Annotated in this window: 21 protein-coding genes; 9 read left to right on the top strand and 12 right to left on the bottom strand. The window is 69.2% G+C overall.

What is annotated here, in order from left to right; all coding sequences use genetic code 11:
* Positions 1-148 precede the first annotated feature (148 nt).
* On the bottom strand, positions 149-2323 hold the full coding sequence (locus tag QLQ86_RS01220) for a malate synthase G (RefSeq protein ID WP_282734066.1): 2175 nt from the start codon (positions 2321-2323) through the stop codon (positions 149-151).
* Positions 2324-2555: 232 nt separating this feature from the next.
* Between QLQ86_RS01220 and QLQ86_RS01215 the strand changes: the two genes are divergently transcribed.
* Both QLQ86_RS01215 and QLQ86_RS01210 read left to right on the top strand, forming a co-directional pair.
* Entirely contained in the window at positions 2556-3530 is a 975-nt protein-coding gene (locus QLQ86_RS01215) for an alpha/beta hydrolase (protein ID WP_282734065.1), read from the top strand.
* A complete protein-coding gene (locus QLQ86_RS01210; protein WP_282734064.1) occupies positions 3527-4006 on the top strand; it encodes a hypothetical protein in 480 nt (159 codons plus the stop codon). Before QLQ86_RS01215 ends, QLQ86_RS01210 begins: the two co-directional genes overlap by 4 nt.
* A gap of 10 nt (positions 4007-4016) precedes the next feature.
* On the opposite strand, the gene QLQ86_RS01205 is transcribed toward QLQ86_RS01210, so the two are convergent.
* Both QLQ86_RS01205 and QLQ86_RS01200 read right to left on the bottom strand, forming a co-directional pair.
* Positions 4017-5519 carry a YifB family Mg chelatase-like AAA ATPase gene (locus QLQ86_RS01205; protein ID WP_282734063.1) on the bottom strand — a complete coding sequence of 501 codons (1503 nt, stop codon included), beginning with the start codon at positions 5517-5519 and terminating at the stop codon, positions 4017-4019.
* Between the two features lie 73 nt (positions 5520-5592).
* Positions 5593-5934, bottom strand: coding sequence for an accessory factor UbiK family protein (locus tag QLQ86_RS01200; RefSeq protein ID WP_282734062.1), 342 nt, complete (start codon positions 5932-5934; stop codon positions 5593-5595).
* 291 nt (positions 5935-6225) lie between these two features.
* On the opposite strand from QLQ86_RS01200, the gene QLQ86_RS01195 reads away from it, so the two are divergent.
* From QLQ86_RS01195 to glnK, 3 genes are all read left to right on the top strand, one after another.
* On the top strand, positions 6226-6564 hold the full coding sequence (locus tag QLQ86_RS01195; protein WP_106231078.1) for a P-II family nitrogen regulator: 339 nt from the start codon (positions 6226-6228) through the stop codon (positions 6562-6564).
* 39 nt (positions 6565-6603) lie between these two features.
* On the top strand, positions 6604-7854 hold the full coding sequence (locus tag QLQ86_RS01190; protein ID WP_282734061.1) for an ammonium transporter: 1251 nt from the start codon (positions 6604-6606) through the stop codon (positions 7852-7854).
* A 153-nt stretch (positions 7855-8007) separates the two neighbouring features.
* Entirely contained in the window at positions 8008-8346 is a 339-nt protein-coding gene (gene glnK, locus QLQ86_RS01185) for a P-II family nitrogen regulator (RefSeq protein ID WP_151442144.1), read from the top strand.
* 519 nt (positions 8347-8865) lie between these two features.
* Here glnK and QLQ86_RS01165 read toward each other — a convergent pair.
* Positions 8866-9642 (bottom strand): ferredoxin--NADP reductase, encoded by a 777-nt coding sequence (locus tag QLQ86_RS01165; RefSeq protein ID WP_282734060.1) that lies wholly within the window; start codon positions 9640-9642, stop codon positions 8866-8868.
* 144 nt (positions 9643-9786) lie between these two features.
* On the opposite strand from QLQ86_RS01165, the gene QLQ86_RS01160 reads away from it, so the two are divergent.
* Positions 9787-10713: a LysR family transcriptional regulator gene (locus QLQ86_RS01160; RefSeq protein ID WP_106231082.1), complete on the top strand. Its 927-nt coding sequence runs from the start codon at positions 9787-9789 to the stop codon at positions 10711-10713.
* Between the two features lie 53 nt (positions 10714-10766).
* Here QLQ86_RS01160 and QLQ86_RS01155 read toward each other — a convergent pair whose 3' ends face one another.
* The gene (locus QLQ86_RS01155) at positions 10767-11195 is read right to left on the bottom strand and encodes a host attachment protein (RefSeq protein WP_282734059.1); all 429 of its coding nucleotides are present in this window, start codon (positions 11193-11195) and stop codon (positions 10767-10769) included.
* A gap of 213 nt (positions 11196-11408) precedes the next feature.
* On the opposite strand from QLQ86_RS01155, the gene QLQ86_RS01150 reads away from it, so the two are divergent.
* Positions 11409-11912 carry a hypothetical protein gene (locus tag QLQ86_RS01150; RefSeq protein WP_282734058.1) on the top strand — a complete coding sequence of 168 codons (504 nt, stop codon included), beginning with the start codon at positions 11409-11411 and terminating at the stop codon, positions 11910-11912.
* Here QLQ86_RS01150 and QLQ86_RS01145 read toward each other — a convergent pair.
* Positions 11909-12316: a VanZ family protein gene (locus tag QLQ86_RS01145; RefSeq protein WP_282734057.1), complete on the bottom strand. Its 408-nt coding sequence runs from the start codon at positions 12314-12316 to the stop codon at positions 11909-11911. The two genes, QLQ86_RS01150 and QLQ86_RS01145, sit on opposite strands and share 4 nt — an antisense overlap.
* The gene (hemE, locus tag QLQ86_RS01140) at positions 12309-13385 is read right to left on the bottom strand and encodes a uroporphyrinogen decarboxylase (RefSeq protein ID WP_282734056.1); all 1077 of its coding nucleotides are present in this window, start codon (positions 13383-13385) and stop codon (positions 12309-12311) included. The genes QLQ86_RS01145 and hemE overlap by 8 nt, the downstream gene beginning before the upstream one ends.
* Before the next feature lie 154 nt (positions 13386-13539).
* Between hemE and ribA the strand changes: the two genes are divergently transcribed.
* The gene (gene ribA, locus QLQ86_RS01135; RefSeq protein WP_282734055.1) at positions 13540-14175 is read left to right on the top strand and encodes a GTP cyclohydrolase II; all 636 of its coding nucleotides are present in this window, start codon (positions 13540-13542) and stop codon (positions 14173-14175) included.
* 48 nt (positions 14176-14223) lie between these two features.
* Positions 14224-14895 carry a PAQR family membrane homeostasis protein TrhA gene (gene trhA, locus QLQ86_RS01130; RefSeq protein WP_282815653.1) on the top strand — a complete coding sequence of 224 codons (672 nt, stop codon included), beginning with the start codon at positions 14224-14226 and terminating at the stop codon, positions 14893-14895.
* 7 nt (positions 14896-14902) lie between these two features.
* On the opposite strand, the gene QLQ86_RS01125 is transcribed toward trhA, so the two are convergent.
* The 5 genes from QLQ86_RS01125 to QLQ86_RS01105 all read right to left on the bottom strand — a co-directional run bounded on the left by QLQ86_RS01125 (position 14903) and on the right by QLQ86_RS01105 (position 19539).
* A complete protein-coding gene (locus QLQ86_RS01125; RefSeq protein ID WP_282815652.1) occupies positions 14903-15532 on the bottom strand; it encodes a glutathione S-transferase family protein in 630 nt (209 codons plus the stop codon).
* 135 nt (positions 15533-15667) lie between these two features.
* A complete protein-coding gene (gene djlA / locus QLQ86_RS01120; protein ID WP_282815651.1) occupies positions 15668-16426 on the bottom strand; it encodes a co-chaperone DjlA in 759 nt (252 codons plus the stop codon).
* A gap of 28 nt (positions 16427-16454) precedes the next feature.
* Positions 16455-18365, bottom strand: coding sequence for a 1-deoxy-D-xylulose-5-phosphate synthase (gene dxs / locus QLQ86_RS01115; RefSeq protein WP_282815650.1), 1911 nt, complete (start codon positions 18363-18365; stop codon positions 16455-16457).
* A 15-nt stretch (positions 18366-18380) separates the two neighbouring features.
* A complete protein-coding gene (locus QLQ86_RS01110; protein ID WP_282815649.1) occupies positions 18381-19268 on the bottom strand; it encodes a polyprenyl synthetase family protein in 888 nt (295 codons plus the stop codon).
* A complete protein-coding gene (locus QLQ86_RS01105) occupies positions 19255-19539 on the bottom strand; it encodes an exodeoxyribonuclease VII small subunit (RefSeq protein WP_282734049.1) in 285 nt (94 codons plus the stop codon). Before QLQ86_RS01105 ends, QLQ86_RS01110 begins: the two co-directional genes overlap by 14 nt.
* Between the last annotated feature and the right edge of the window lie 130 nt (positions 19540-19669).

The following is a 19669-nucleotide window of genomic DNA, read 5'->3' as shown; positions in this document are numbered from 1 at the left end:
CGATAGCCGAGCCCGCCCCTGGCCGACAGTCGCCGAACGTCGAGCGCTTCAACGCCGGCCCCATCATGGAAACGCCCCCGCGGCCGATACCGCGGGGGCGTTCTGTACCGGGGCTCGGCGCTGGCCGGCGCCCCATTCGTCGATGGCGTTACTTGGCCTTGTGCACGGCGCGCCAGTGGTGCAGCAGCGGCTCGGTATAGCCGGCGGGCTGCTCGCGGCCCTTGAAGATCAGGTCGCTGGCGGCCTGGAAGGCAGTCGAGGCGGCGAAGTCGGCGCTCATCGGCGTGTACGCCGGGTCACCGGCGTTCTGCTGATCGACCACCTTGGCCATGCGCTCCAGGGTCTCCTGGACCCGGGGGGCATCGACCACGCCGTGGTGCAGCCAGTTGGCGATGTGCTGGCTGGAGATCCGCAGGGTGGCGCGGTCTTCCATCAGGCCCACGTCATGGATGTCCGGCACCTTGGAGCAGCCCACGCCGTGCTCGACCCAGCGCACCACGTAGCCGAGGATGCCCTGGCAGTTGTTGTCCAGTTCCTGCTGGAGCTCCTCGTCGCTCCACTGCGGTGACTCGGCGACCGGCACGGTGAGCAGGTCATTCAGGAAGTCCACCTCGCCCTGGCCTTCCATCTCGCGCTGCAGGGCCGCCACGTCCACCTGATGGTAGTGCAGGGCATGCAGGGTGGCGGCGGTGGGCGACGGCACCCAGGCGGTGTTGGCCCCGGCCTTGGGATGGCCGACCTTCTGCTCGAGCATGGCGGCCATCAGGTCCGGCATGGCCCACATGCCCTTGCCGATCTGGGCGCGGCCGCGCAGGCCGCAGGCCAGGCCGACCTGGACATTGTTCTTCTCGTAGGCCTGGATCCAGGCGGAGCCCTTCATGTCGCCCTTGCGGATCATCGGGCCCGCCTCCATGGCGGTGTGCATCTCGTCGCCGGTGCGGTCGAGGAAGCCGGTGTTGATGAACACCACCCGCGAGCTGGCCTCCGCGATGCAGGCCTTGAGGTTGACCGAGGTGCGACGCTCCTCGTCCATGATGCCCATCTTCAGGGTATCGCGGGCCATGCCGAGGATGTCCTCGATGCGACCGAACAGCGCATTGGAGAAGGCGACCTCCTTCGGGCCGTGCATCTTCGGCTTGACGATGTACATGGAGCCGGTGCGCGAGTTGCGCGGCTCGTTCTCGCCCTTCTTCAGGTCGTGCAGGGCGACCAGGCCGGTGACGATACCGTCGAGGATGCCCTCGGGCAGCTCGTTGCCGTCGGCATCCAGCACCGCCGGCGTGGTCATCAGGTGGCCCACGTTGCGCACGAACATCAGCGAGCGGCCCGGCAGGGTGATGGTTCCCCCGTCGGTGTTGTGCCAGGTGCGATCGGCATTGAGGCGGCGAGTGATAGTCTTGCCGCCCTTCTCGACCTGCTCCTCCAGGTCGCCCTTCATCAGGCCCAGCCAGCTGGCATAGACTCCGACCTTGTCCTCGGCATCCACCGCGGCCACGGAGTCCTCGCAGTCCATGATGGTGGTCAATGCCGCCTCGACCACCACGTCCTTGACGCCGGCCGGGTCGGTCTTGCCGATCGGGTGGCTCGGATCGATCTGGATCTCCAGGTGCAGGCCGTGGTTGGCCAGCAGTACGGACTCGGGGCTCTCGGCCGGGCCGTTGAAGCCCACCAGCTTGCCCGGGTCCTTGAGGCCGGTCTCGCGACCGCCGTCCAGGGAGACCACCAGGTGACCGTCACGCAGGGCATACTTGACGGCATCGTGGTGGGAGCCGGTGGCCAGCGGGGCAGCGCGGTCGAGCACGCCGCGGGCATAGCCGATGACCTTCTCGCCGCGCTTGGGGTTGAAGCTCGCGCCCTTCTCGGCCCCGCCCTCCTCGGAGATGGCGTCGGTGCCGTAGAGGGCGTCATAGAGGCTGCCCCAGCGGGCATTGCCGGCGTTCAAGGCATAGCGCGGGTTGTTGACCGGCACCACCAGCTGCGGGCCGGCCTGGACGGCGATCTCGCGGTCCACGTTGGCGGTGGTCACGCTGACGCTGGCCGGTGCCTCCACCAGGTAGCCGATCTCCTCGAGGAAGGCACGGTAGGCGGCCATGTCGCGGATCGGCCCAGGATGCTCGCGATGCCAGGCATCGAGCTTCTCCTGCAGGCGGTCGCGTTCGGAGAGCAGTTCGCGGTTCTGCGGGGTCAGATCATGAAAGAGGGCGTCGACGCCGGCCCAGAAGGCCTCGGGGTCGACACCGGTGCCCGGCAGGGCCTGTTCGTTGATGAAACGGTCCAGCTCGGCGGCCACCTGAAGGCGATGGCGAGTGATGCGTTGGGTCATGGGTCGTGCTCCTCATGCTTGGCTGCTCGGTGCCCCCTGGCACCGACCGGCCGGACAGGGAATGGTGACTGCGTAGCATCAATTTTGTGGAAAATGCTTCCATATGTAAACCCGTACCTGCCGCCTGCCGCCCCGAGCTAGACCAAATGATGAGGCCGACACCGGTCACCGAGGCATTGCTGGCCGGGCCGTCGGCTTGGCGCTAGCATGAACGGGCATTGCGGAGAAACCGATGAGCGACTTCACCCCCCTGCAGGCCCTGGGCCCCCTCGCCCCTGCGGACCTGTCCGGACAGGACCTCGAGCACTACCTGGGTCACTACGGCCTGGCGCCCCTGCTTGCCGAGCATGTGGGGCTCTATGTGGGGTACCTGGAGGCCGGTGGCTTCCGCCTCTGGACCCAGGTCTGGAGTCCCGACTCGCCCATCGGCACGGCCTTCGTGGTACACGGCTACTTTGACCATCTCGGCCTCTACCGTCACCTGCTGGAGTGCCTGCTCGCGCGGGGCTGGCGGGTCGTGCTCTGGGACCTGCCCGGCCATGGTCTCTCCAGCGGCCGCCGTGCCTCCATCGACGACTTCAAGGACTATGGCAGCTGCCTGCACCACTTGCAGCAACATCTCGAGGAAGAAGGGCTGGCCCCCCGCCCCTGGCTGGGCGTCGGCCAGAGCACCGGGGCGGCGATTCTCGCCACCGACGCCCTGACCCGCGGCGACGATGGTGCCTGGTCGGGCCTGGCGCTGCTGGCGCCGCTGGTGCGTCCCTGGGGCTGGAACCAGTCGAGCTGGCTGCACCGCCTGGTGGGCCCCTTCGTGGAGTCGATCCCGCGCAAGTTCCGCGCCAACTCCACGGATGCCGACTTCGCCGACTTCCTGCGCGAGGGCGACCCCCTCCAGGCGGACCGCCTGGCGATGGACTGGGTGGGGGCCATGCGCCGCTGGATGCCGCAGCTGCTGGCGCTGCCACCGAGCCCGGTTGCCACCCTGATCCTGCAGGGTGAGCAGGACCTGACGGTAGACTGGGAGTGGAACCTCGAAGTGCTGGCGCGCAAGTTCCCTAACGCCGAGATCCATCGCCACCCCGAGGCCCGTCACCATCTGGTCAACGAGGCGGAGCCGATCCGTCGCGAGTTGTTCACGGTGCTCGACCGCTTCATTGCCCGACTGGAACCGGCCGACACCTCGCCCCGGGAGACGACCTCGCCATGAAACCCCACTTGCCCCTGCTGCTGGTGACCCTGCTTGCCGGCTGTGCCGCTGCCCCGGAGCAGCCCGCCACCCTGCGCCAGGCCCTGTTCGGGCTTGGCGAGCGCGCCGCCGAACGGGTCACGGCGACGCCGCCCATGCCCAGACCGGCGGCCGACCAGGTCCTGCTGCTGGCCAGGCCGGAGGTCGACCCCGACCTGGGGCTCGGCGAAGAACGCGTGCTCGAGAGCCTGACCCGTGCCCTGCTGGCGGTTTCAGACGGCCCCCAGGTGCTGGAGTGGCGGGACGCCATGGCCGAGGGGGGCGGCGACAACCAGTGGCGCCTGGAAAGCCGACTCGAGGCCGACGGCCCCCGGCTGCAGCTCTCCGACCGCGAGCTGCTGCCCTATCGACTGAGCCTGGAGCTGCGACGCGCGGGGAGCGACGCGCCAGAGTGGGGCAGCGAGATCAGCGGGGCCCTGGACGCCACCGCCCTCTGAGCGGATTCCCTCACCCCTTGAGCAGGCGATCGAGCTGGCGGTAGCCGATCGCCTCGATCAGCTGGTCACGCCCGGGACGCGCCTCGCCGGCCAGGTCGGCCAGGGTCAGGGCCACCCGCAGGACCCGGTGGTAGGCCCGGGCCGACAGCTTGAGACGCTCCAGCACGCCGGCCAGCCAGGCGCGATCCGTCGCCTGCAGGGCGCAGGCCTCCTCCAGGGCCTGACCGGCCAATTGCGCGTTCAGCGCGCCGCGGGCCGCCTGACGCGCCCGGGCCGACAGCACCCGCTCGCGCACCACCGCCGAGGACTCACCCGGTTCACGGGAGGTGAGCTGCTCCGGGGCCAGCGCCGGCACCTCCACCTGCAGGTCGATGCGATCGAGCAGCGGTCCCGAGAGGCGCGCCTGGTAGCGCTGGATCTGGGCCGCCGTGCAATGGCAGGCCTGGCGCGGGTCGCCCAGGTGGCCGCAGGGGCAGGGGTTCATGGCCGCCACCAGCTGGAAGCCGGCAGGGTAGCGCCGCTCGTGGCTGGCCCGGGCGATATGGATCTGCCCCGACTCCATGGGTTCGCGCATCACCTCCAGCACATGCCGCGGGAACTCGGGCAGCTCATCGAGGAACAGCACCCCGCGGTGGGCCAGGGAGATCTCGCCGGGCCGCGGCCGGGAGCCGCCACCCACCAGGGCCACGGCGCTGGCGGTATGGTGCGGGGCACGGAAGGGGCGCACGCCCCACTGCTCGGCATGCGAAAGCCCGCTGACCGAGCGGATCGCCGCCACCTCGAGGGCCTCCTCCTCGGAGAGCGGCGGCAGGATCCCCGGCAGGCGGCTGGCCAGCATGGTCTTGCCGGTCCCGGGAGGACCGGCAAACAGCAGGTTGTGCCCGCCGGCCGCGGCCACCTCCAGGGCGCGCCGGGCCTGGTGCTGGCCCCGTACCTCCGCCAGGTCGGGGCCCGCCTCGGGTGTCGGGACGACGCTCGATGGCCGATGGGGCGCGATGGGCGCCTGACCCAGCAGGTGGGCCACCACCTCCAGCAGGTGATCCGCGGGCAGCACCTCGAGATCGCCGGCCAGGGCCGCCTCGTCGGCATTGGCCTGCGGCACGATCAGCCGCCGGCCGGCGCGGCGTGTCGCCATGGCCAGCGGCAGGACGCCGGTCACCGGGCGCAGCCGACCATCCAGGGCCAGCTCGCCGGCGCATTCGACGCCCGCCAGCGCCTCGGGCGGTACCTGGCCGGAGGCCACCAGCAGGCCCAGGGCGATGGGCAGGTCGAAGCGCCCCCCCTCCTTGGGCAGGTCGGCGGGCGCCAGGTTGAGGGTGATGCGCCGCAGCGGGAAGTCGAAGCCGGCATTCACCAGGGCACTGCGCACCCGCTCGCGGCTCTCCTTGACGGCGGCTTCCGGCAGGCCCACCAGGGTCATGCCGGGCAGTCCATTGGCCAGGTGCACCTCGACCAGCACCTCGGGCGCCTCGAGCCCGAGGCCGGCCCGGGTGTGGATGATTGCCAGCGTCATCGGCGATCCCTCGCAGCCCGTCTGACCTCAGGCTAGCCCAGGCCGCCGGGATCCGCCCGGCGCCGGCCGGGGATCAGCGGTCGGTCTCGCCAGCGCCGGCATCCTCCTCGGGGCTCGGCGCCTCCGGCAGCGCGCCCGGGGGCTCACTCGGCGCCGCCTCCCGCGACGCATTGCTGTCCAGCGCCGCCTCGAGGGCCGCCACCTGCGTCTCCAGCGCCTCGACACGCGCCCGGGTACGCTGCAACACGTCCATCAGGATGTCGAAATCCTCCCGCGAGACCAGCTCGAGGCGGTCGAAGGCGCCCTTCACCACTTGCTGGATACCCTTCTGCACCTCCTCCGGGGCCTGGGAGGCGCCCTGCAGGCGATCGCCGATCTGCTGGGCCAGGCGGCTGATGCGATCATGGCTCACCATGGTGTCTCTCCTGAATCGTGATGGGATGCCTGCCCACAGGATACGCAAGGCCCCCGCCCGGCGCATTCCCCACCGCCGCCCTCTTGTGGGGCATGCGCACCACGACCGCGCACCACAACAGGGCAGTCGCGACCACGCGGCGGTTGCCCGTGTCGGAAACTCCCCCCGCCTCTCACCTCATGACGCTGATATCAAAGCCATATTCCGGAACATGGCACGGTTTGCGCTTGGGCAGGGCAGCCACCCATCGCGCGGCATCACGCCGCCGACATCCAGCAGGGGAGATCCGGGATGAAGCTGATCACTGCCATCATCAAGCCGTTCAAGCTCGACGACGTGCGCGAGGCACTCGCCGACAACGGCGTTCAGGGCATCACCGTCACCGAGGTCAAGGGCTTCGGTCGCCAGAAGGGCCACACCGAGCTCTACCGCGGTGCAGAGTACGTCGTCGACTTCCTGCCCAAGGTGAAGGTCGAGGTCGCGGTGGACGACTCACGGCTGGAGACGGTGCTCGATGCCATCTGCAGCGCGGCCAACAGCGGCAAGATCGGCGACGGCAAGGTCTTCGTCACGCCGCTGGAGGACGTCATCCGCATCCGCACCGGTGAGCGCGGCGCCGATGCCGTCTGACCGACGCCCCCTTCCCATTCCTGACGTGGAGAGACCCTCATGGTCGAATTACCGGAGCTGAGCTACGCGCTCGATACCTTCTACTTCCTGATCTGCGGCGTCCTGGTGATGTGGATGGCCGCCGGCTTCTCGATGCTCGAGGCGGGCCTGGTACGCTCCAAGAACACCGCCGAGATCCTGACCAAGAACATCGCGCTGTTTGCCATCGCCTGCACCATGTACCTGCTGGTGGGCTACTACCTGATGTACTCCAGCGGCGCAGGCGGCTTCCTGCCCAGCCTCGGCGTGCTGATCGGTAGCGAGAACGGCGTCGACGCGGTGCTGGCCGGCGGTGACGATGCCCCCTACTACTCGATGCGGTCGGACTTCTTCTTCCAGGTCGTGTTCGTGGCCACCGCCATGTCCATCGTCTCCGGTGCCGTGGCCGAGCGCATGAAGCTGTGGTCCTTCCTGGCCTTCGCCGTGGTCATGACCGGCTTCATCTATCCGGTGTCGGGCTACTGGACCTGGGGCGGCGGCTGGCTGGCCGAGGTCGGCTACTCCGACTATGCCGGCTCCGGCATCGTGCACCTGGCCGGCGCCGCCGCGGCCCTGGCCGGCGTGCTGGTGCTCGGTCCGCGCAAGGGCAAGTACGGCAAGGACGGCAGCATCTACGCCATCCCCGGCGCCAACCTGCCGCTGGCCACCCTGGGCACCTTCATCCTGTGGATGGGCTGGTTCGGTTTCAACGGCGGCTCCGAGCTGAAGATGTCCGACGTCGGTTCCGCCAACAACGTGGCCCAGGTGTTCGTCAACACCAACGCGGCCGCTGCCGGGGGCGTGATCGCCGCCCTGGTCCTGGCCAAGCTGTGGTTCCGCAAGGCCGACCTGACCATGGCCCTGAACGGTGCCATCGCCGGCCTGGTGGCCATCACCGCCGACCCGCTATCGCCCAGCGCCCTGGGTGCCGTGCTGATCGGTGCCGTGGGTGGCCTGCTGGTCGTCACCTCCATCGTCGTCCTCGACAAGCTCAAGCTCGACGACCCGGTGGGTGCCATCTCCGCCCACGGCGTGGTGGGCATCTGGGGCGTGCTGGCGGTCCCCTTCACCAACGCCGAGGCCGGTTTCGGCCCCCAGATCATCGGCATCCTCGGGATCTTCGTCTGGGTGTTCGTGGCCAGCCTGGTCGTCTGGCTGATCCTCAAGGCCGTGATGGGCATCCGGGTCACCGAGGAGGAAGAGTACGAAGGCGTCGACCTGGCCGAGTGCGGCCTGGAGGCCTACCCCGAGTTCAGCGCTTCCAAGAAGTGAGGCAGGCCCCAGAGTGAGCTGGCGTGCTCCTCCTGGCCCCCTTCGGGGGGCCTTTTTTATTCCTCCCGCACCGGGTGTATGCTCTGGCACAATGAACGTAGCAGGGGTGGCGGCCAGCGCCACCGACCAACGGACACGACGAGGATCAAGACCATGAAACTGGTGACCGCCATCATCAAGCCGTTCAAGCTCGACGACGTACGGGAGTCGCTCTCCGAGATCGGCGTCCAGGGCATCACCGTTACCGAGGTCAAGGGCTTCGGTCGCCAGAAGGGCCACACCGAGCTCTATCGCGGCGCCGAGTACGTGGTCGACTTCCTGCCCAAGGTGAAGCTTGAGGTGGCCGTGGATGACGAGATGGCCGAGAAGGTGATCGACGCCATCACCCAGGTCGCGAATACCGGCAAGATCGGCGACGGCAAGATCTTCGTCACCGCCCTGGAGCAGGTGCTGCGCATCCGCACCGGCGAGACCGGCAAGGACGCCGTCTAACCGACATCGTCCAGGTCGCACCGACACATTCAGCAAGATCGGCGACGGCAAGATCTTCGTCACCGTGGAGCAGGTGCTGCGCATCCGCACCGGCGAGACCGGCAAGGACGCCGTCTAACCGACATCCTCCAGGTCGCACCGACACATTCAGCTAGATCGGCGACGGCAAGATCTTCGTCACTGCCCTGGAGCAGGTGATCCGCATCCGCACCGGCGAGACCGGCAAGGACGCCGTCTAACCGACATCTTCCAGGTCGCACCGACACATTCAGCAAGATCGGCGACGGCAGGATCTTCGTCACCGCCCTGGAGCAGGTCATCCGCATCCGTACCGGCGAAACGGGAAAAGACGCCGTCTAAGCGCCAAGCGGCCAGGCAGAGTCTTGGTCAAAGTGACAAGTAACCAGTAACAAGAAACCCCACCAGAGGTTAGCCCGGTGGGGTTTGGCGTTTCTGCCTCGCTAACTATCGCGCATCACCGAACAGCTTGGCGGCTCGGCGCTTGTAGCTCGGCGCTGCTTACTTCTCGACGAAGGCCCGCTCGATGACATAGTCCCCCGGCTCGCCCATGCGCGGCGAGATGGTGAAGCCGAGCTCGTCGAGCAGCGTGCTGGTGTCGTCGAGCATCGCCGGGCTGCCGCAGATCATGGCGCGATCCTGCTTGGGGTCGATGGCCGGCAGGCCGGTGTCCTCGGCCAGCTTGCCGCTGCGGATATGGTCGGTCAGCCGCCCCATGGTGTGAAAGGCCTCGCGGGTCACGGTGGGGTAGTAGACCAGCTTCTCGCTGATCTCCTCGCCGAGGTACTCGTGGGCGGGCAGGTCCTTCTGGATGAAGTCGGCATAGGCCAGCTCGCTGACGTTGCGCACGCCGTGCACCAGCACCACCTTCTCGAAGCGCTCGTAGACCTCCGGGTCCTGGATGAGGCTCATGAACGGGGCCAGGCCGGTGCCGGTGGAGAGCAGGTAGAGGTTGCGCCCCGGCAGCAGGTCGTCGGTGACCAGGGTGCCGGTGGGCTTGCGGCTGACCATGATCTGGTCCCCCACCTGGAGGTGCTGGAGGCGCGAGGTTAGGGGGCCATCGGGCACCTTGATGCTGAAGAACTCCAGGTGGTCCTCGTAGTTGGGGCTGGCGATGGAGTAGGCCCGCATCAGCGGCTTGCCGTTCACCTCGAGGCCGATCATCACGAACTGGCCGTTCTTGAAGCGCAGGCTGCGCTCGCGGGTGGTCCGGAAACTGAACAGGGTATCGTTCCAGTGGTGCACACTCAGAACGTCCTCAAGCGCAAACTTGCTCATGCCGACTCCTTGATATTCCAGAATAGAATAGATCGGACAGCCAATCTTTGAGTGCAATTCTAAGAGCCGGGGCAATATCTGTTAAATGGATTGTATGGATAACACTTATCTATACTATGGATATCAAATCCCCCGAGGAGCGTCATGCGTTACACCCTGCGCCAGCTGGAAGTCTTCGTCGCCGTGGCCCAGCACGAGAGCGTCTCCCGGGCGGCCCGCGCCCTGGCGCTCTCCCAGTCGGCGACCAGTACCGCCCTCGCCGAGCTGGAGCGGCAGTTCGATTGCCGCCTGCTCGACCGCATCGGCAAGCGCCTCAAGCTCAATGCCCTGGGGTTCCAGCTGCTGCCCAAGGCGGTGGCCCTGCTCGACCGGGCCGAGGAGGTGGAGGAGCTGCTGCGTGGCCAGCAGGGCATCGGCACCCTGGACGTGGGCGCCACCCTGACCATCGGCAACTACCTGGCGACCCTGCTGATCAGCGACTTCATGCAGCGCCATCCGGGCAGCCGGGTGCGCCTCTCGGTGCGCAATACCCGGACCATCATCGACAGCGTTCGCCAGCACGGGCTCGACCTGGGGCTGATCGAGGGGCAGTGCGAGGAGGAGGACGTGATCACCCAGCCCTGGGTGGAGGACGAGTTGGCGGTGTTCTGCTCGCCCCGCCATCCGCTCGCTACGGCCGGCCCGGTGGAGCTGGACCGGCTGCTGCGCGAGGCCTGGATCATGCGCGAGCAGGGCTCCGGCACCCGGCTGACCCTGGAGCAGGCGGCCCGGCACCGCCGCGGTCGCTTCAACATCCTGCTGGAGCTGGAGCATACCGAGGGCATCAAGCGGGCGGTGGAATCTGGGCTCGGCATCGGCTGCGTCTCGAAACTGGCCCTGCGCGACGCCTTCCGCCGCGGCAGCCTGGTACCCATCGCCACCCCGGAGCTGGACCTGAGCCGCCAGTTCACCTTCATCTGGCACCGCCACAAGTACCTGGCCACCGGCATGCGCGAGTTCCTCAAGCTGTGCCGGCAGATGACCGAGGGCATCCGTCGCAGCGACCAGATCGACCTGCCTCAGGTGCCCTGACGCAGCGCGGCCCGGCGACAGGGCCGGGCCGCAAGGAAGGCGACAGCGGGAGGCTAGCGGAGGTCGCTGACCGCCTCCCGGATATCGGCGAGGGAGGCCTTGGTGAGATCCTTGGCCAGGGTGTGAATCACCAGCTTGGCGGTGGGGCCATCGACCTTGTCCCGCAGCTGGCCGAGGAAGCGAGGCGGCGCGACCAGGATCAGCTTCTCCATGGTGTTGTCGACGCGCGCGCGATAGAGCCGGTCGGCGACCTCGCGGGCGAAGATCTCCTCGTGGTGCTGGGTTGCGACGTTCTCCCCGCCGGCGCTGCGCGCGGTCGTCGAGGTCGACTCGTGGACGTCGCCACCGCGGTCCGTCACCAGGTCTCCCTCGTGCATGCGCCCCTCGGCATGGACAAGACTGTCCTTCTCGCTGACCTTGAGCCCATCGCGGGTGAACAGTCGCGCCCGCGCCGCATCAGCCACCACGATATAGGTTGTCATAGCCGCTCCTTGATGCTGGTGAGTTGACGGAAGTCCTCCCGACGGGACACCCACTTCCGCCTCTCGTTCCACATTGGCAAGCCCGCTCCCGTTGGTCAACCTGGCGACAAGCGATGACTGCAGGGCGGCGGAATCTGGGGTAGCATCCTGCCCTGGCCGGCACGGAAGTCGGCACGACTCATCACCACGATGTGCATCCCCGGGAGGACCCCGATGCGACAGTTCCTGTTTCCCCGCCGGCCGCTGGCCCGCACCACCCTGCTGACCTGCCACCTGCTGCTGCAGTTCGGTCTGCTGGCCGGCGCGGCCCTGTGGCTGGCCCCTCGCACGCCCTGGCTCGCTCCCGTCGACTGGGCCTCCGCCTGGCCCACCCTGGCCCTGGCCGGCGGGGCCTGGCTGCTCGCCGCCGTGGCCCTGCGCCTGCTCGCCGAGCTCTGGCTGCTGCCCCACCACCTGGGCGCCCAGCGCCCCGGTTTCGCCCCCGGCGCCGTGGTCACCCGTTCCTGGGAGCGACGCCCGGCGGTGCATGACCGCGAGGCCGCCTGGACCAGCGCGGCGAGCAGCGTCGCGCCCGAGGAGGAAAGCGTGCTGGGCAGCGCCCGGGTGATGCGCCCCGCCGAACGCCACCGCCCCCAGCGCACCGCCAGCGAGCCGACCCTGGACCTCGCGACCGACGGCCAGGCGGAGCCCGACACCAGCCGTGAGCCGCGCCTCTAGGGGCGCGGCACGCGCCGAGGCGGACGGCGCAGGCAGACCCGGCGGAAGGCATGGAGCAGGACTGCCGCCGAGGCGGCACCCAGGCCGTTGGCCAGGATGTCGGCCCAGTCACCGCCGCTGCGGCCGGGCACCGGGAGCTGGGCAAACTCGATGACGATGCCCAGCAGCAGCACGGCCAGGAAGGCCAGCGGCAGGCGCACACCGGCGAGCCCGACCAGGCCCGCCAGGCCGGCATAGCCGATGAAGTGGCTGGCCTTGTCCCAGGGCAGGGTGTCGGGCAACTCGCTGCCGGGCGTCAGGCTGCCCCAGGCGATCACCAGGGCCGCCAGGCAGGCCAGCACCGCCCAGCGACGGCGCCACCCTCTGTCCTCCCCGGCGGCCAGCCGGTCCAGCCAGTCAGCCATGAGGGATGTTGCGATGGTAGGCCGGGCTCAGGTCATGGAGGGCCTCCATGAAGGCCGTCACATGGTCCGGGTCGGTGAACTGGTTGATGCCGTGCCCCAGATTGAAGACATGGCCGGGCCCGTGGCCGAAGCTGTCCAGGGTGCGCGCCACCTCGGCACGGATCGCCGAGGGGCGGGCAAACAGCACGTGGGGGTCGAGGTTGCCCTGCAGGGCGACGCGATGGCCGACCCGGGCCCGGGCATCGGAGAGTTCGGTGGTCCAGTCCAGGCCGACGGCATCGGAGCCGGCCGCCGCGATGTCCTCGAGCCACTGGCCGCCGTTCTTGGTGAAGAGGATCACCGGCACTCGGCGTCCCTCGTGCTCTCGGATCAGGCCGGCGACGATCTGCTCCATGTAGCGCAGCGAGAACTCCAGGTAGGCCGGCGTGGAGAGCGCACCGCCCCAGGTATCGAAGACCTGGACCGCCTGGGCGCCGGCGCGGATCTGGGCGTTGAGGTAGTCGGTGACGGCATGGGCCAGGGTATCGAGCAGCCGATGCATGGTGTCCGGCGCATCGTAGAGCATCGTCTTGACGTGGCGGAAGTCCTTGCTGGAGGCGCCCTCCACCATGTAGGTGGCCAGCGTCCAGGGGCTGCCGGAGAAGCCGATCAGCGGCACCCGGCCGTTCAGCTCGCGGCGGATGGTCGAGACGGCCCGCATCACGTAGTCAAGGTCACGCTCGGCGTCCGGCGCCTGCAGGGCATCCACCTCGGCCGAGGTGCGCACCGGCTTGCGGAATTTCGGGCCCTCGCCGGTCTCGAAGTAGAGCCCCAACCCCATGGCATCGGGGATGGTCAGGATGTCCGAGAAGAGAATGGCCGCATCCAGCGGATAGCGCTCCAGCGGCTGCAGGGTGACCTCGCAGGCCAGCTCCTGGTTGCGGCACAGGTCCATGAAGCTGCCGGCATGGCCGCGCACCTCGCGATACTCCGGCAGGTAGCGGCCGGCCTGACGCATCATCCACACCGGGGTGCGGTCGACGGGTTGACGCGCCAGGGCGCGCAGAAAGCGGTCGTTCTTGAGTTCCATGCGGGCGCTCGTCCACGGAAAATGTGGGCGCCATTGTACCCCATCGAACGGCCCGGGGATGAGCCCCGTGACACAACGGTGAGCCGGCCAGGCCTTCCTGATAGAATGGCCCTCCACCCGTCGGCAACGCCGTGGTCTTCCACCGAGGTACATCGTGACGATTCGATTCATCGCCGCCTCCCGGCTCCCCACCCCCTGGGCCACCTTCACCATGCATGGCTTCGAGGACGATGCCACCGGCAAGGATCACATCGCCCTGACCCTGGGCGACGTGGCCGATGGCGAACCGGTGCTGGGACGGGTCCACTCCGAGTGCCTGACCGGCGATGCCCTCTTCTCCATGCGCTGCGACTGCGGCTTCCAGTTGCAGGAAGCGCTCAAGCGCATCGCCGAGGAAGGGCGGGGCGTGCTGCTCTACCTGCGCCAGGAAGGCCGCGGCATCGGCCTGCTCAACAAGATCCGTGCCTATCACCTCCAGGATGCCGGCGCCGACACCGTGGAAGCCAACGAGCAGCTGGGCTTCGCCGCCGACCTGCGCCGCTACGATCTCTGCGTGCCGATGCTCGACCATCTGGGGGTCAAGGCGCTGCGCCTGATGACCAACAACCCCCGCAAGGTCGACGCCCTGACCCAGGCCGGCGTGGTGGTCGTGGAACGCGTTCCGCTGACCACCGGTCTAAACCCGCATAACGAGCAGTACCTCACCACCAAGGCCGGCAAGCTGGGCCACATGATGGCGCTGGGCGACTTCACCCAGGCCAGCGACGTGGATATCGAGCGCAAGCCCTGAGCCACCGGGTCCCGGCATCGGGCTGGCTCCTCGACAGGAGGCTCCCCGATGACGCACCCCACCCGCGACGACGAGACACCCTTCAGTAGCCTCGAGGAACTGGTGCACAGCATCAGCCATGGCATCGGCGCGGCGCTCAGCCTCGTGGGGGTCGTGGTGCTGCTCGTGCTGGCCAGTATGGCCACCCGGATCGATCCCTGGAAACTCGTCGGCATCGGCTTCTACGGATTCAGCCTTGTGCTGCTCTACACCGCCTCCACCCTCTACCACGGCGTCCGCCACCCGCGGCTGAAGGGCCTGTTCCAGTCGCTCGACCACTGCGCGATCTACCTGCTGATCGCCGGCACCTACACGCCTTTCCTGCTGGTCAACCTGCGCGGTCCGACCGGCTGGACGCTGTTCGCCACCGTCTGGTTCCTGGCCCTGGCCGGCATCGCCTGCAAGCTGGCCTGGCCGCACCGCTTCGCCGGGCTGCGGGTCGCCATCTACCTGGTGATGGGCTGGCTGGTCGTCTTCGCCGGCGACGAACTGGCGGCCCGCCTGTCCGATACCGGCCTCGCCCTGCTGGTCGCCGGCGGCGTCACCTACACCCTGGGCGTGGCCTTCTATGCCATCAGCGCCATCCCCTTCAATCACGCGATCTGGCACCTGTTCGTCATGGGCGGCAGCACCTGCCACTACTTCGCGGTCTACACCGCGGTGCTGCCCTTCGCGGCCTGAGCGTGCCTCACGCCGGTTCGGCCGCGGCACGCTCCCGGGCCACCGCCCTGGCCAGGGCCGGGCGGGAAGCGCAGCGCTGCCGGTAGGCCTCCAGCGCCGCCGGCAGGCGGGTCTTGAACTGCACCGCCCAGCTCAGGGTGTGCCCCAGCAGCAGGTCCGCCAGACTGAAGTGGTCGCCCACCAGCCAGCCCTCGCCCTCGAAGCGCCGCGCCAGGGCCTCGAGGGCCTGCTGGAACTCCCAGGCCGCGGTGGGCAACACCGCCGGCACACGCCGCCCCCGGGGCAGGGCGAACTTGTGCTTGGCCTGGGTCCAGAGCGCCTGCTCCAGCTCGCCCGTGGTGAAGAACAGCCACTGGTCGACCCGGGCGCGATCCTCGAGGGAGGCCGGCAGCAGGCCCCCCGGCTCGCCGTAGCGTTCCGCCAGGTAGCGGCAGATCGCCGCCGACTCGAACAGCGTCAGGTCGCCATCCACCAGCACCGGCACCTTGCCATCGGGATGGCGGTCGAGATGGGCGCCTTGCCGGCCCTCGCCGGCGGCCAGGTCCACGTGCTGGCAGGCGTAGTCGAGCCCCAGCTCCTCCAGGGTCCAGGCGACCCGCAGCGAACGGGAGGAGGGAAAGCTGTACAGGGTAATCATCGGGCGGCTCCGTGGGCAGTCCATCGATCCCGATACGCTAGCGCAGCACGCCGCCGGTGGCGAGGCAGATGCCAGCACCGGGCATGGGATGCGGGCGGCTCGGGAGGGGGGAGGGAAACGGCCGCCTGGCCAGCGTCAGGCGGCGCGGGCCTTGCGGATGCGCTCGTAGGCGCTGCCGATCTCGCTGGTGCGCTCCTTGGCGACCTCGCGCATGCTCTCGGGCAGTCCCTTGGCGGCGAGCTTGTCGGGATGGTTCTCGCTCATCAGGCGGCGGTAGGCCTTCTTGATCTCGGCGTCGCTGGCATCCTGGTCGACGCCCAGCACACGGTAGGCATCCTCCAGCGACGGGCCCTGTTCGCCCGCTCCCCGGGGGCCACCGCGCAGCATGGCCTCGATCTGGGCAATCTCGGCCTCGGAACAGCCCAGGCCCCGCACGACCCGCATCAGCATCTCGTGCTCGGCGGGGTGCAGCTCACCATCGGCGGCGACCGCGGCCAGCTGCACCTGCAGGAAGACCTGGCGCAGCGCGGGCTGGTGTGCCGCAATGCGGCGAATCCTGGCCAGCTCGGCGTCCAGGTCGAAGTCGGGGCTCTTGCCGCGGGTAAAGTCGGCGCGGGCCTGCGCGCGCTGGGCCTCGCTGAGCCGCAGCCGATCCCATAGCTTTCGTGAGGCTTCCAGCTCGTCCTCGGAGACCTGACCATCGGCCTTGCACAGGCACCCCATGACGGCGAAGGTCGATTCCAGGAATTGTGACTGGACGCCGACCAGCTTTTTCATCAGCCGATTTCGCAGGCCCTTGCCCAGCCCGTAGCCCAGGGCGCCACCTACCAGCAGGCCGATGGGGCCGCCGATGGCGAGCCCCAGCAGGGCACCGATCAGTATCAGGAACAGCATCGCAACCTCGTGAGAAAGACGTGACGTGTCAGGGCAGCCGGGCGCGGATCGAGGCCTCGATGCCGTCCGCGTCCAGGCCGCACTCGGCGAGCAGTTCGGCGGGCTTGCCGTGCTCGACGAAGGCATCGGGCAGCCCGAGGTTGAGCACTTCCACCTGGACTCCCTCGGCCATCAGTAGCTCGTTGACCGCACTGCCGGCACCTCCGGCGACCACGTTTTCCTCCAGGGTCACCAGCAGGTCGTGCTCGTCGGCCGCGGCCAGCACGGCGTCACGGTCCAGCGGCTTGATCGAGCGCATGTTGAGGTGGCTGGCGTCGAGGCGCTCGGCCACCTCCGCCGCCGGGCCGTTGAGGCTGCCGAAGGCCAGCAGGGCCACCCGCGTTGCGCTGCCGCTGCCACGACGCCGCCACTCGGCGCGGCCGATCGCGATCGGCTCGAGGTGGTCGGGTGTCGCGACGCCCGGGCCGGTGCCGCGCGGGTAGCGCACCGCGGCGGGGCCGGGATGGTGGTAGGCGGCACTGAGCATCGCCCGGCACTCGGCCTCATCGGCGGGAGCCAGCACCACCAGCCCCGGCACGCAGCGCAGGTAGGAGAGATCCAGGCTGCCGTGGTGGGTAGGGCCGTCCTCGCCCACCAGGCCGGCGCGGTCGATGGCGAAGGTGACATCCAGCGCCTGCACCGCCACGTCGTGGATCAGCTGGTCATAGCCGCGCTGCAGGAAGGTGGAGTAGATCGCCAGCACCGGTTTCATGGCCTCGCAGGCCAGGCCGGCGGCCAGGGTCACCGCATGCTGCTCGGCGATGGCCACGTCGAAGTAGCGCTCCGGGTACTCCTTCGAGAAGCGCACCAGGTCGGAGCCCTCGCGCATGGCCGGGGTGATGCCGACCAGGCGCTCGTCCACCGCCGCCATGTCGCACAGCCAGTTGCCGAAGACACGGCAGTACTTCTGCTTGCTGCTGGCCGGCGGGCTGGCCGGCTTGAGCGGCGGTGGCGTCTCGCCGTTCTTCTCCAGCTTGGTGATGGCGTGATAGCCGATGGGGTCGGCCTCGGCGGGCAGGAAGCCCTTGCCCTTGCAGGTCTTCACATGGAGGAACTGGGGCCCCTCCAGATCGCGCATGTTGCGCAGGGTCTGTACCAGCAGCGGCAGGTCGTGACCGTCGATGGGCCCGATGTAGTTGAAGCCCAGTTCCTCGAAGAGCGTGGCCGGGCTGATCATGCCCTTCATGTGCTCCTCGGTGCGCCGCGCCAGCTCCAGGGCCCCGGGCAGGTGGGAGAGCACCCGCTTGCCGCCCTCGCGCATGCTGGTGTAGGGCTTGCTGGTGAGGATGCGTGCCAGGTAGCTGGCCATGCCGCCGACGTTCTCGGAGATCGACATCTCGTTGTCGTTGAGCACCACCAGCAGGTTGGCATCCACGTGGCCGGCATGGGCCAGGGCCTCGAAGGCCATCCCGGCGGTCAGGGCACCGTCGCCGATCACCGCACAGACCCGGCGCTGCTCGCCGCGGGTGCGGGCGGCCAGGGCCATGCCCAGGGCGGCCGAGATCGAGGTGCTCGAATGGCCCACGCCGAAGGTGTCGTACTCCGACTCGGCCCGCCGCGGGAAGGCGGCGAGACCGCCATGCTGGCGGATGCCGGTCATCGCCTCACGACGCCCGGTAAGGATCTTGTGGGGATAGGCCTGATGGCCCACGTCCCATACCAGGCGATCGAAGGGGGTCTCCAGCGCCTGATGCAGGGCCACGGTGAGCTCCACCACGCCCAGGCCGGCACCGAAATGGCCGCCGGAGACGCCCACGCTGTAGAGCAGGTAGGCACGCAGCTCGTCGGCCACCTGGGCCAGCTGGCCGGCATTCATCGCGCGCAGCGCGGCCGGAGCGTCCAGGGTATCGAGCAGCGGCGTGGCCGGACGCTCGACGGGAATGTCATCGAACAGCTTCATGTGGGCCCTGTAGTGTCAATGGTCACGCTCGATCATGTAGCGGGCCAGGTCGGCCAGGGGAGTGGCGGCCTCGCCCAGCGGCGCCAGGGCCGCCACGGCCGTCTCGACCAGCTCGTCGGCCCGTCGGCGGGCGCCCTGGAGCCCCAGCAGGCTCGGGTAGGTGGGCTTGGCCCGGGCGGCGTCGGCCCCGGAGGTCTTGCCCAGGGTGGCGGTGTCGCCGGTCACGTCGAGGACGTCGTCGTGGATCTGGAAGGCCAGGCCGATGGCATCGGCATAGGCGTCCAGGGCGACCAGCCGAGGGTCGGCCTCGTCGACGGCGACCAGGCCGCCGAGGCGCACCGCGGCGCGGATCAGCGCGCCGGTCTTGAGGCCATGCATGGCCGCCAGGGCTGCCGCGTCGGGATGCCCGCCGACGGCGGCGAGGTCAAGCGCCTGGCCGGCCACCATGCCGTCTCGCCCGGCGGCCCCGGCCAGGCCGGCGACCAATGCCGGCAGCCGGGGGGGGGCGGCCCGCGCCAGCACCTCGAAGGCCAGGGCCTGCAGGGCGTCACCGGCAAGGATCGCGGTGGCCTCGTCATAGGCCCGGTGCACCGTGGGCTGGCCGCGGCGCAGGTCATCGTCGTCCATCGCCGGCAGGTCGTCGTGGACCAGCGAATAGGCGTGGACCAGCTCCAGCGCCATGGCCGGGGCATCCAGGTCGTCGTCCGCTGCCCCCAGGGCGCGACCGGCGGCATAGACCAGCACCGGCCGCAGCCGCTTGCCGCCCACCAGCAGGCCGTGGCGCATGGCCGCCTCGAGGCGCGGCGAGGGAGCCGAGCGCGCCGCGAAGAGCGCCTCGAGACGGGCATCGACCCGGGCACGATCCGCGATCAGTTGGCTTGCCAGGCGATCAGCGCTCACCATCGTCCTCCGCGGAGGGCGCGGCGAAGGGCTGCAGGTCAACGCCGCCGGCCTCGCCCTCGGTCAGGGTGCGCACCCTGAGCTCCGCCTCGTCGAGCCGACGCTGGGCGTCGCGGGTCAGGCGAACCCCCTGCTCGAAGGCGGCCAGCGACCCCTCCAGGGACAGCTCGCCGGACTCCAGTCGCTCGACGAGCTGCTCGAGCCGCTCGACGGTGGCGGCGAAGTCGGCCGGTGCCGGCTCGTCGCCGCTGCCTTGGCTGTGCTGTTCCGCCATCGCCTCTCTCGCTGGTGGCTGGTTCATGGGCGGACAGTATACACGCTCTCCCCGGGGGGTCGTCTGCCCCGGCCGGCCCCCGGACAACTTGCATGCCATTCATCCATGGCGCTCAGCATTTTCATCCTCG

The sequence above is a fragment of the Halomonas rhizosphaerae genome (assembly GCF_030012485.1).
GTDB lineage: Bacteria > Pseudomonadota > Gammaproteobacteria > Pseudomonadales > Halomonadaceae > Halomonas > Halomonas rhizosphaerae.
This window is presented reverse-complemented; position numbering and strand designations above follow the sequence as displayed.

Excerpts from the sequence above, each read along its gene's own strand:
- QLQ86_RS01210 (WP_282734064.1), top strand. The coding sequence starts at position 3,527 with ATGAAACCCCACTTGCCCCTGCTGCTGGTGACCCTGCTTGCCGGCTGT.
- QLQ86_RS01220 (WP_282734066.1), bottom strand. The coding sequence starts at position 2,323 with ATGACCCAACGCATCACTCGCCATCGCCTTCAGGTGGCCGCCGAGCTG.
- QLQ86_RS01125 (WP_282815652.1), bottom strand. The coding sequence starts at position 15,532 with ATGATTACCCTGTACAGCTTTCCCTCCTCCCGTTCGCTGCGGGTCGCC.
- QLQ86_RS01110 (WP_282815649.1), bottom strand. The coding sequence starts at position 19,268 with ATGGTGAGCGCTGATCGCCTGGCAAGCCAACTGATCGCGGATCGTGCC.
- QLQ86_RS01155 (WP_282734059.1), bottom strand. The coding sequence starts at position 11,195 with ATGACAACCTATATCGTGGTGGCTGATGCGGCGCGGGCGCGACTGTTC.
- QLQ86_RS01190 (WP_282734061.1), top strand. The coding sequence starts at position 6,604 with ATGGTCGAATTACCGGAGCTGAGCTACGCGCTCGATACCTTCTACTTC.
- QLQ86_RS01160 (WP_106231082.1), top strand. The coding sequence starts at position 9,787 with ATGCGTTACACCCTGCGCCAGCTGGAAGTCTTCGTCGCCGTGGCCCAG.
- trhA (WP_282815653.1), top strand. The coding sequence starts at position 14,224 with ATGACGCACCCCACCCGCGACGACGAGACACCCTTCAGTAGCCTCGAG.
- QLQ86_RS01165 (WP_282734060.1), bottom strand. The coding sequence starts at position 9,642 with ATGAGCAAGTTTGCGCTTGAGGACGTTCTGAGTGTGCACCACTGGAAC.
- QLQ86_RS01150 (WP_282734058.1), top strand. The coding sequence starts at position 11,409 with ATGCGACAGTTCCTGTTTCCCCGCCGGCCGCTGGCCCGCACCACCCTG.
- QLQ86_RS01195 (WP_106231078.1), top strand. The coding sequence starts at position 6,226 with ATGAAGCTGATCACTGCCATCATCAAGCCGTTCAAGCTCGACGACGTG.
- QLQ86_RS01200 (WP_282734062.1), bottom strand. The coding sequence starts at position 5,934 with ATGGTGAGCCATGATCGCATCAGCCGCCTGGCCCAGCAGATCGGCGAT.
- hemE (WP_282734056.1), bottom strand. The coding sequence starts at position 13,385 with ATGGAACTCAAGAACGACCGCTTTCTGCGCGCCCTGGCGCGTCAACCC.
- QLQ86_RS01145 (WP_282734057.1), bottom strand. The coding sequence starts at position 12,316 with ATGGCTGACTGGCTGGACCGGCTGGCCGCCGGGGAGGACAGAGGGTGG.
- QLQ86_RS01205 (WP_282734063.1), bottom strand. The coding sequence starts at position 5,519 with ATGACGCTGGCAATCATCCACACCCGGGCCGGCCTCGGGCTCGAGGCG.
- QLQ86_RS01105 (WP_282734049.1), bottom strand. The coding sequence starts at position 19,539 with ATGGCGGAACAGCACAGCCAAGGCAGCGGCGACGAGCCGGCACCGGCC.
- djlA (WP_282815651.1), bottom strand. The coding sequence starts at position 16,426 with ATGCTGTTCCTGATACTGATCGGTGCCCTGCTGGGGCTCGCCATCGGC.
- dxs (WP_282815650.1), bottom strand. The coding sequence starts at position 18,365 with ATGAAGCTGTTCGATGACATTCCCGTCGAGCGTCCGGCCACGCCGCTG.
- glnK (WP_151442144.1), top strand. The coding sequence starts at position 8,008 with ATGAAACTGGTGACCGCCATCATCAAGCCGTTCAAGCTCGACGACGTA.
- QLQ86_RS01215 (WP_282734065.1), top strand. The coding sequence starts at position 2,556 with ATGAGCGACTTCACCCCCCTGCAGGCCCTGGGCCCCCTCGCCCCTGCG.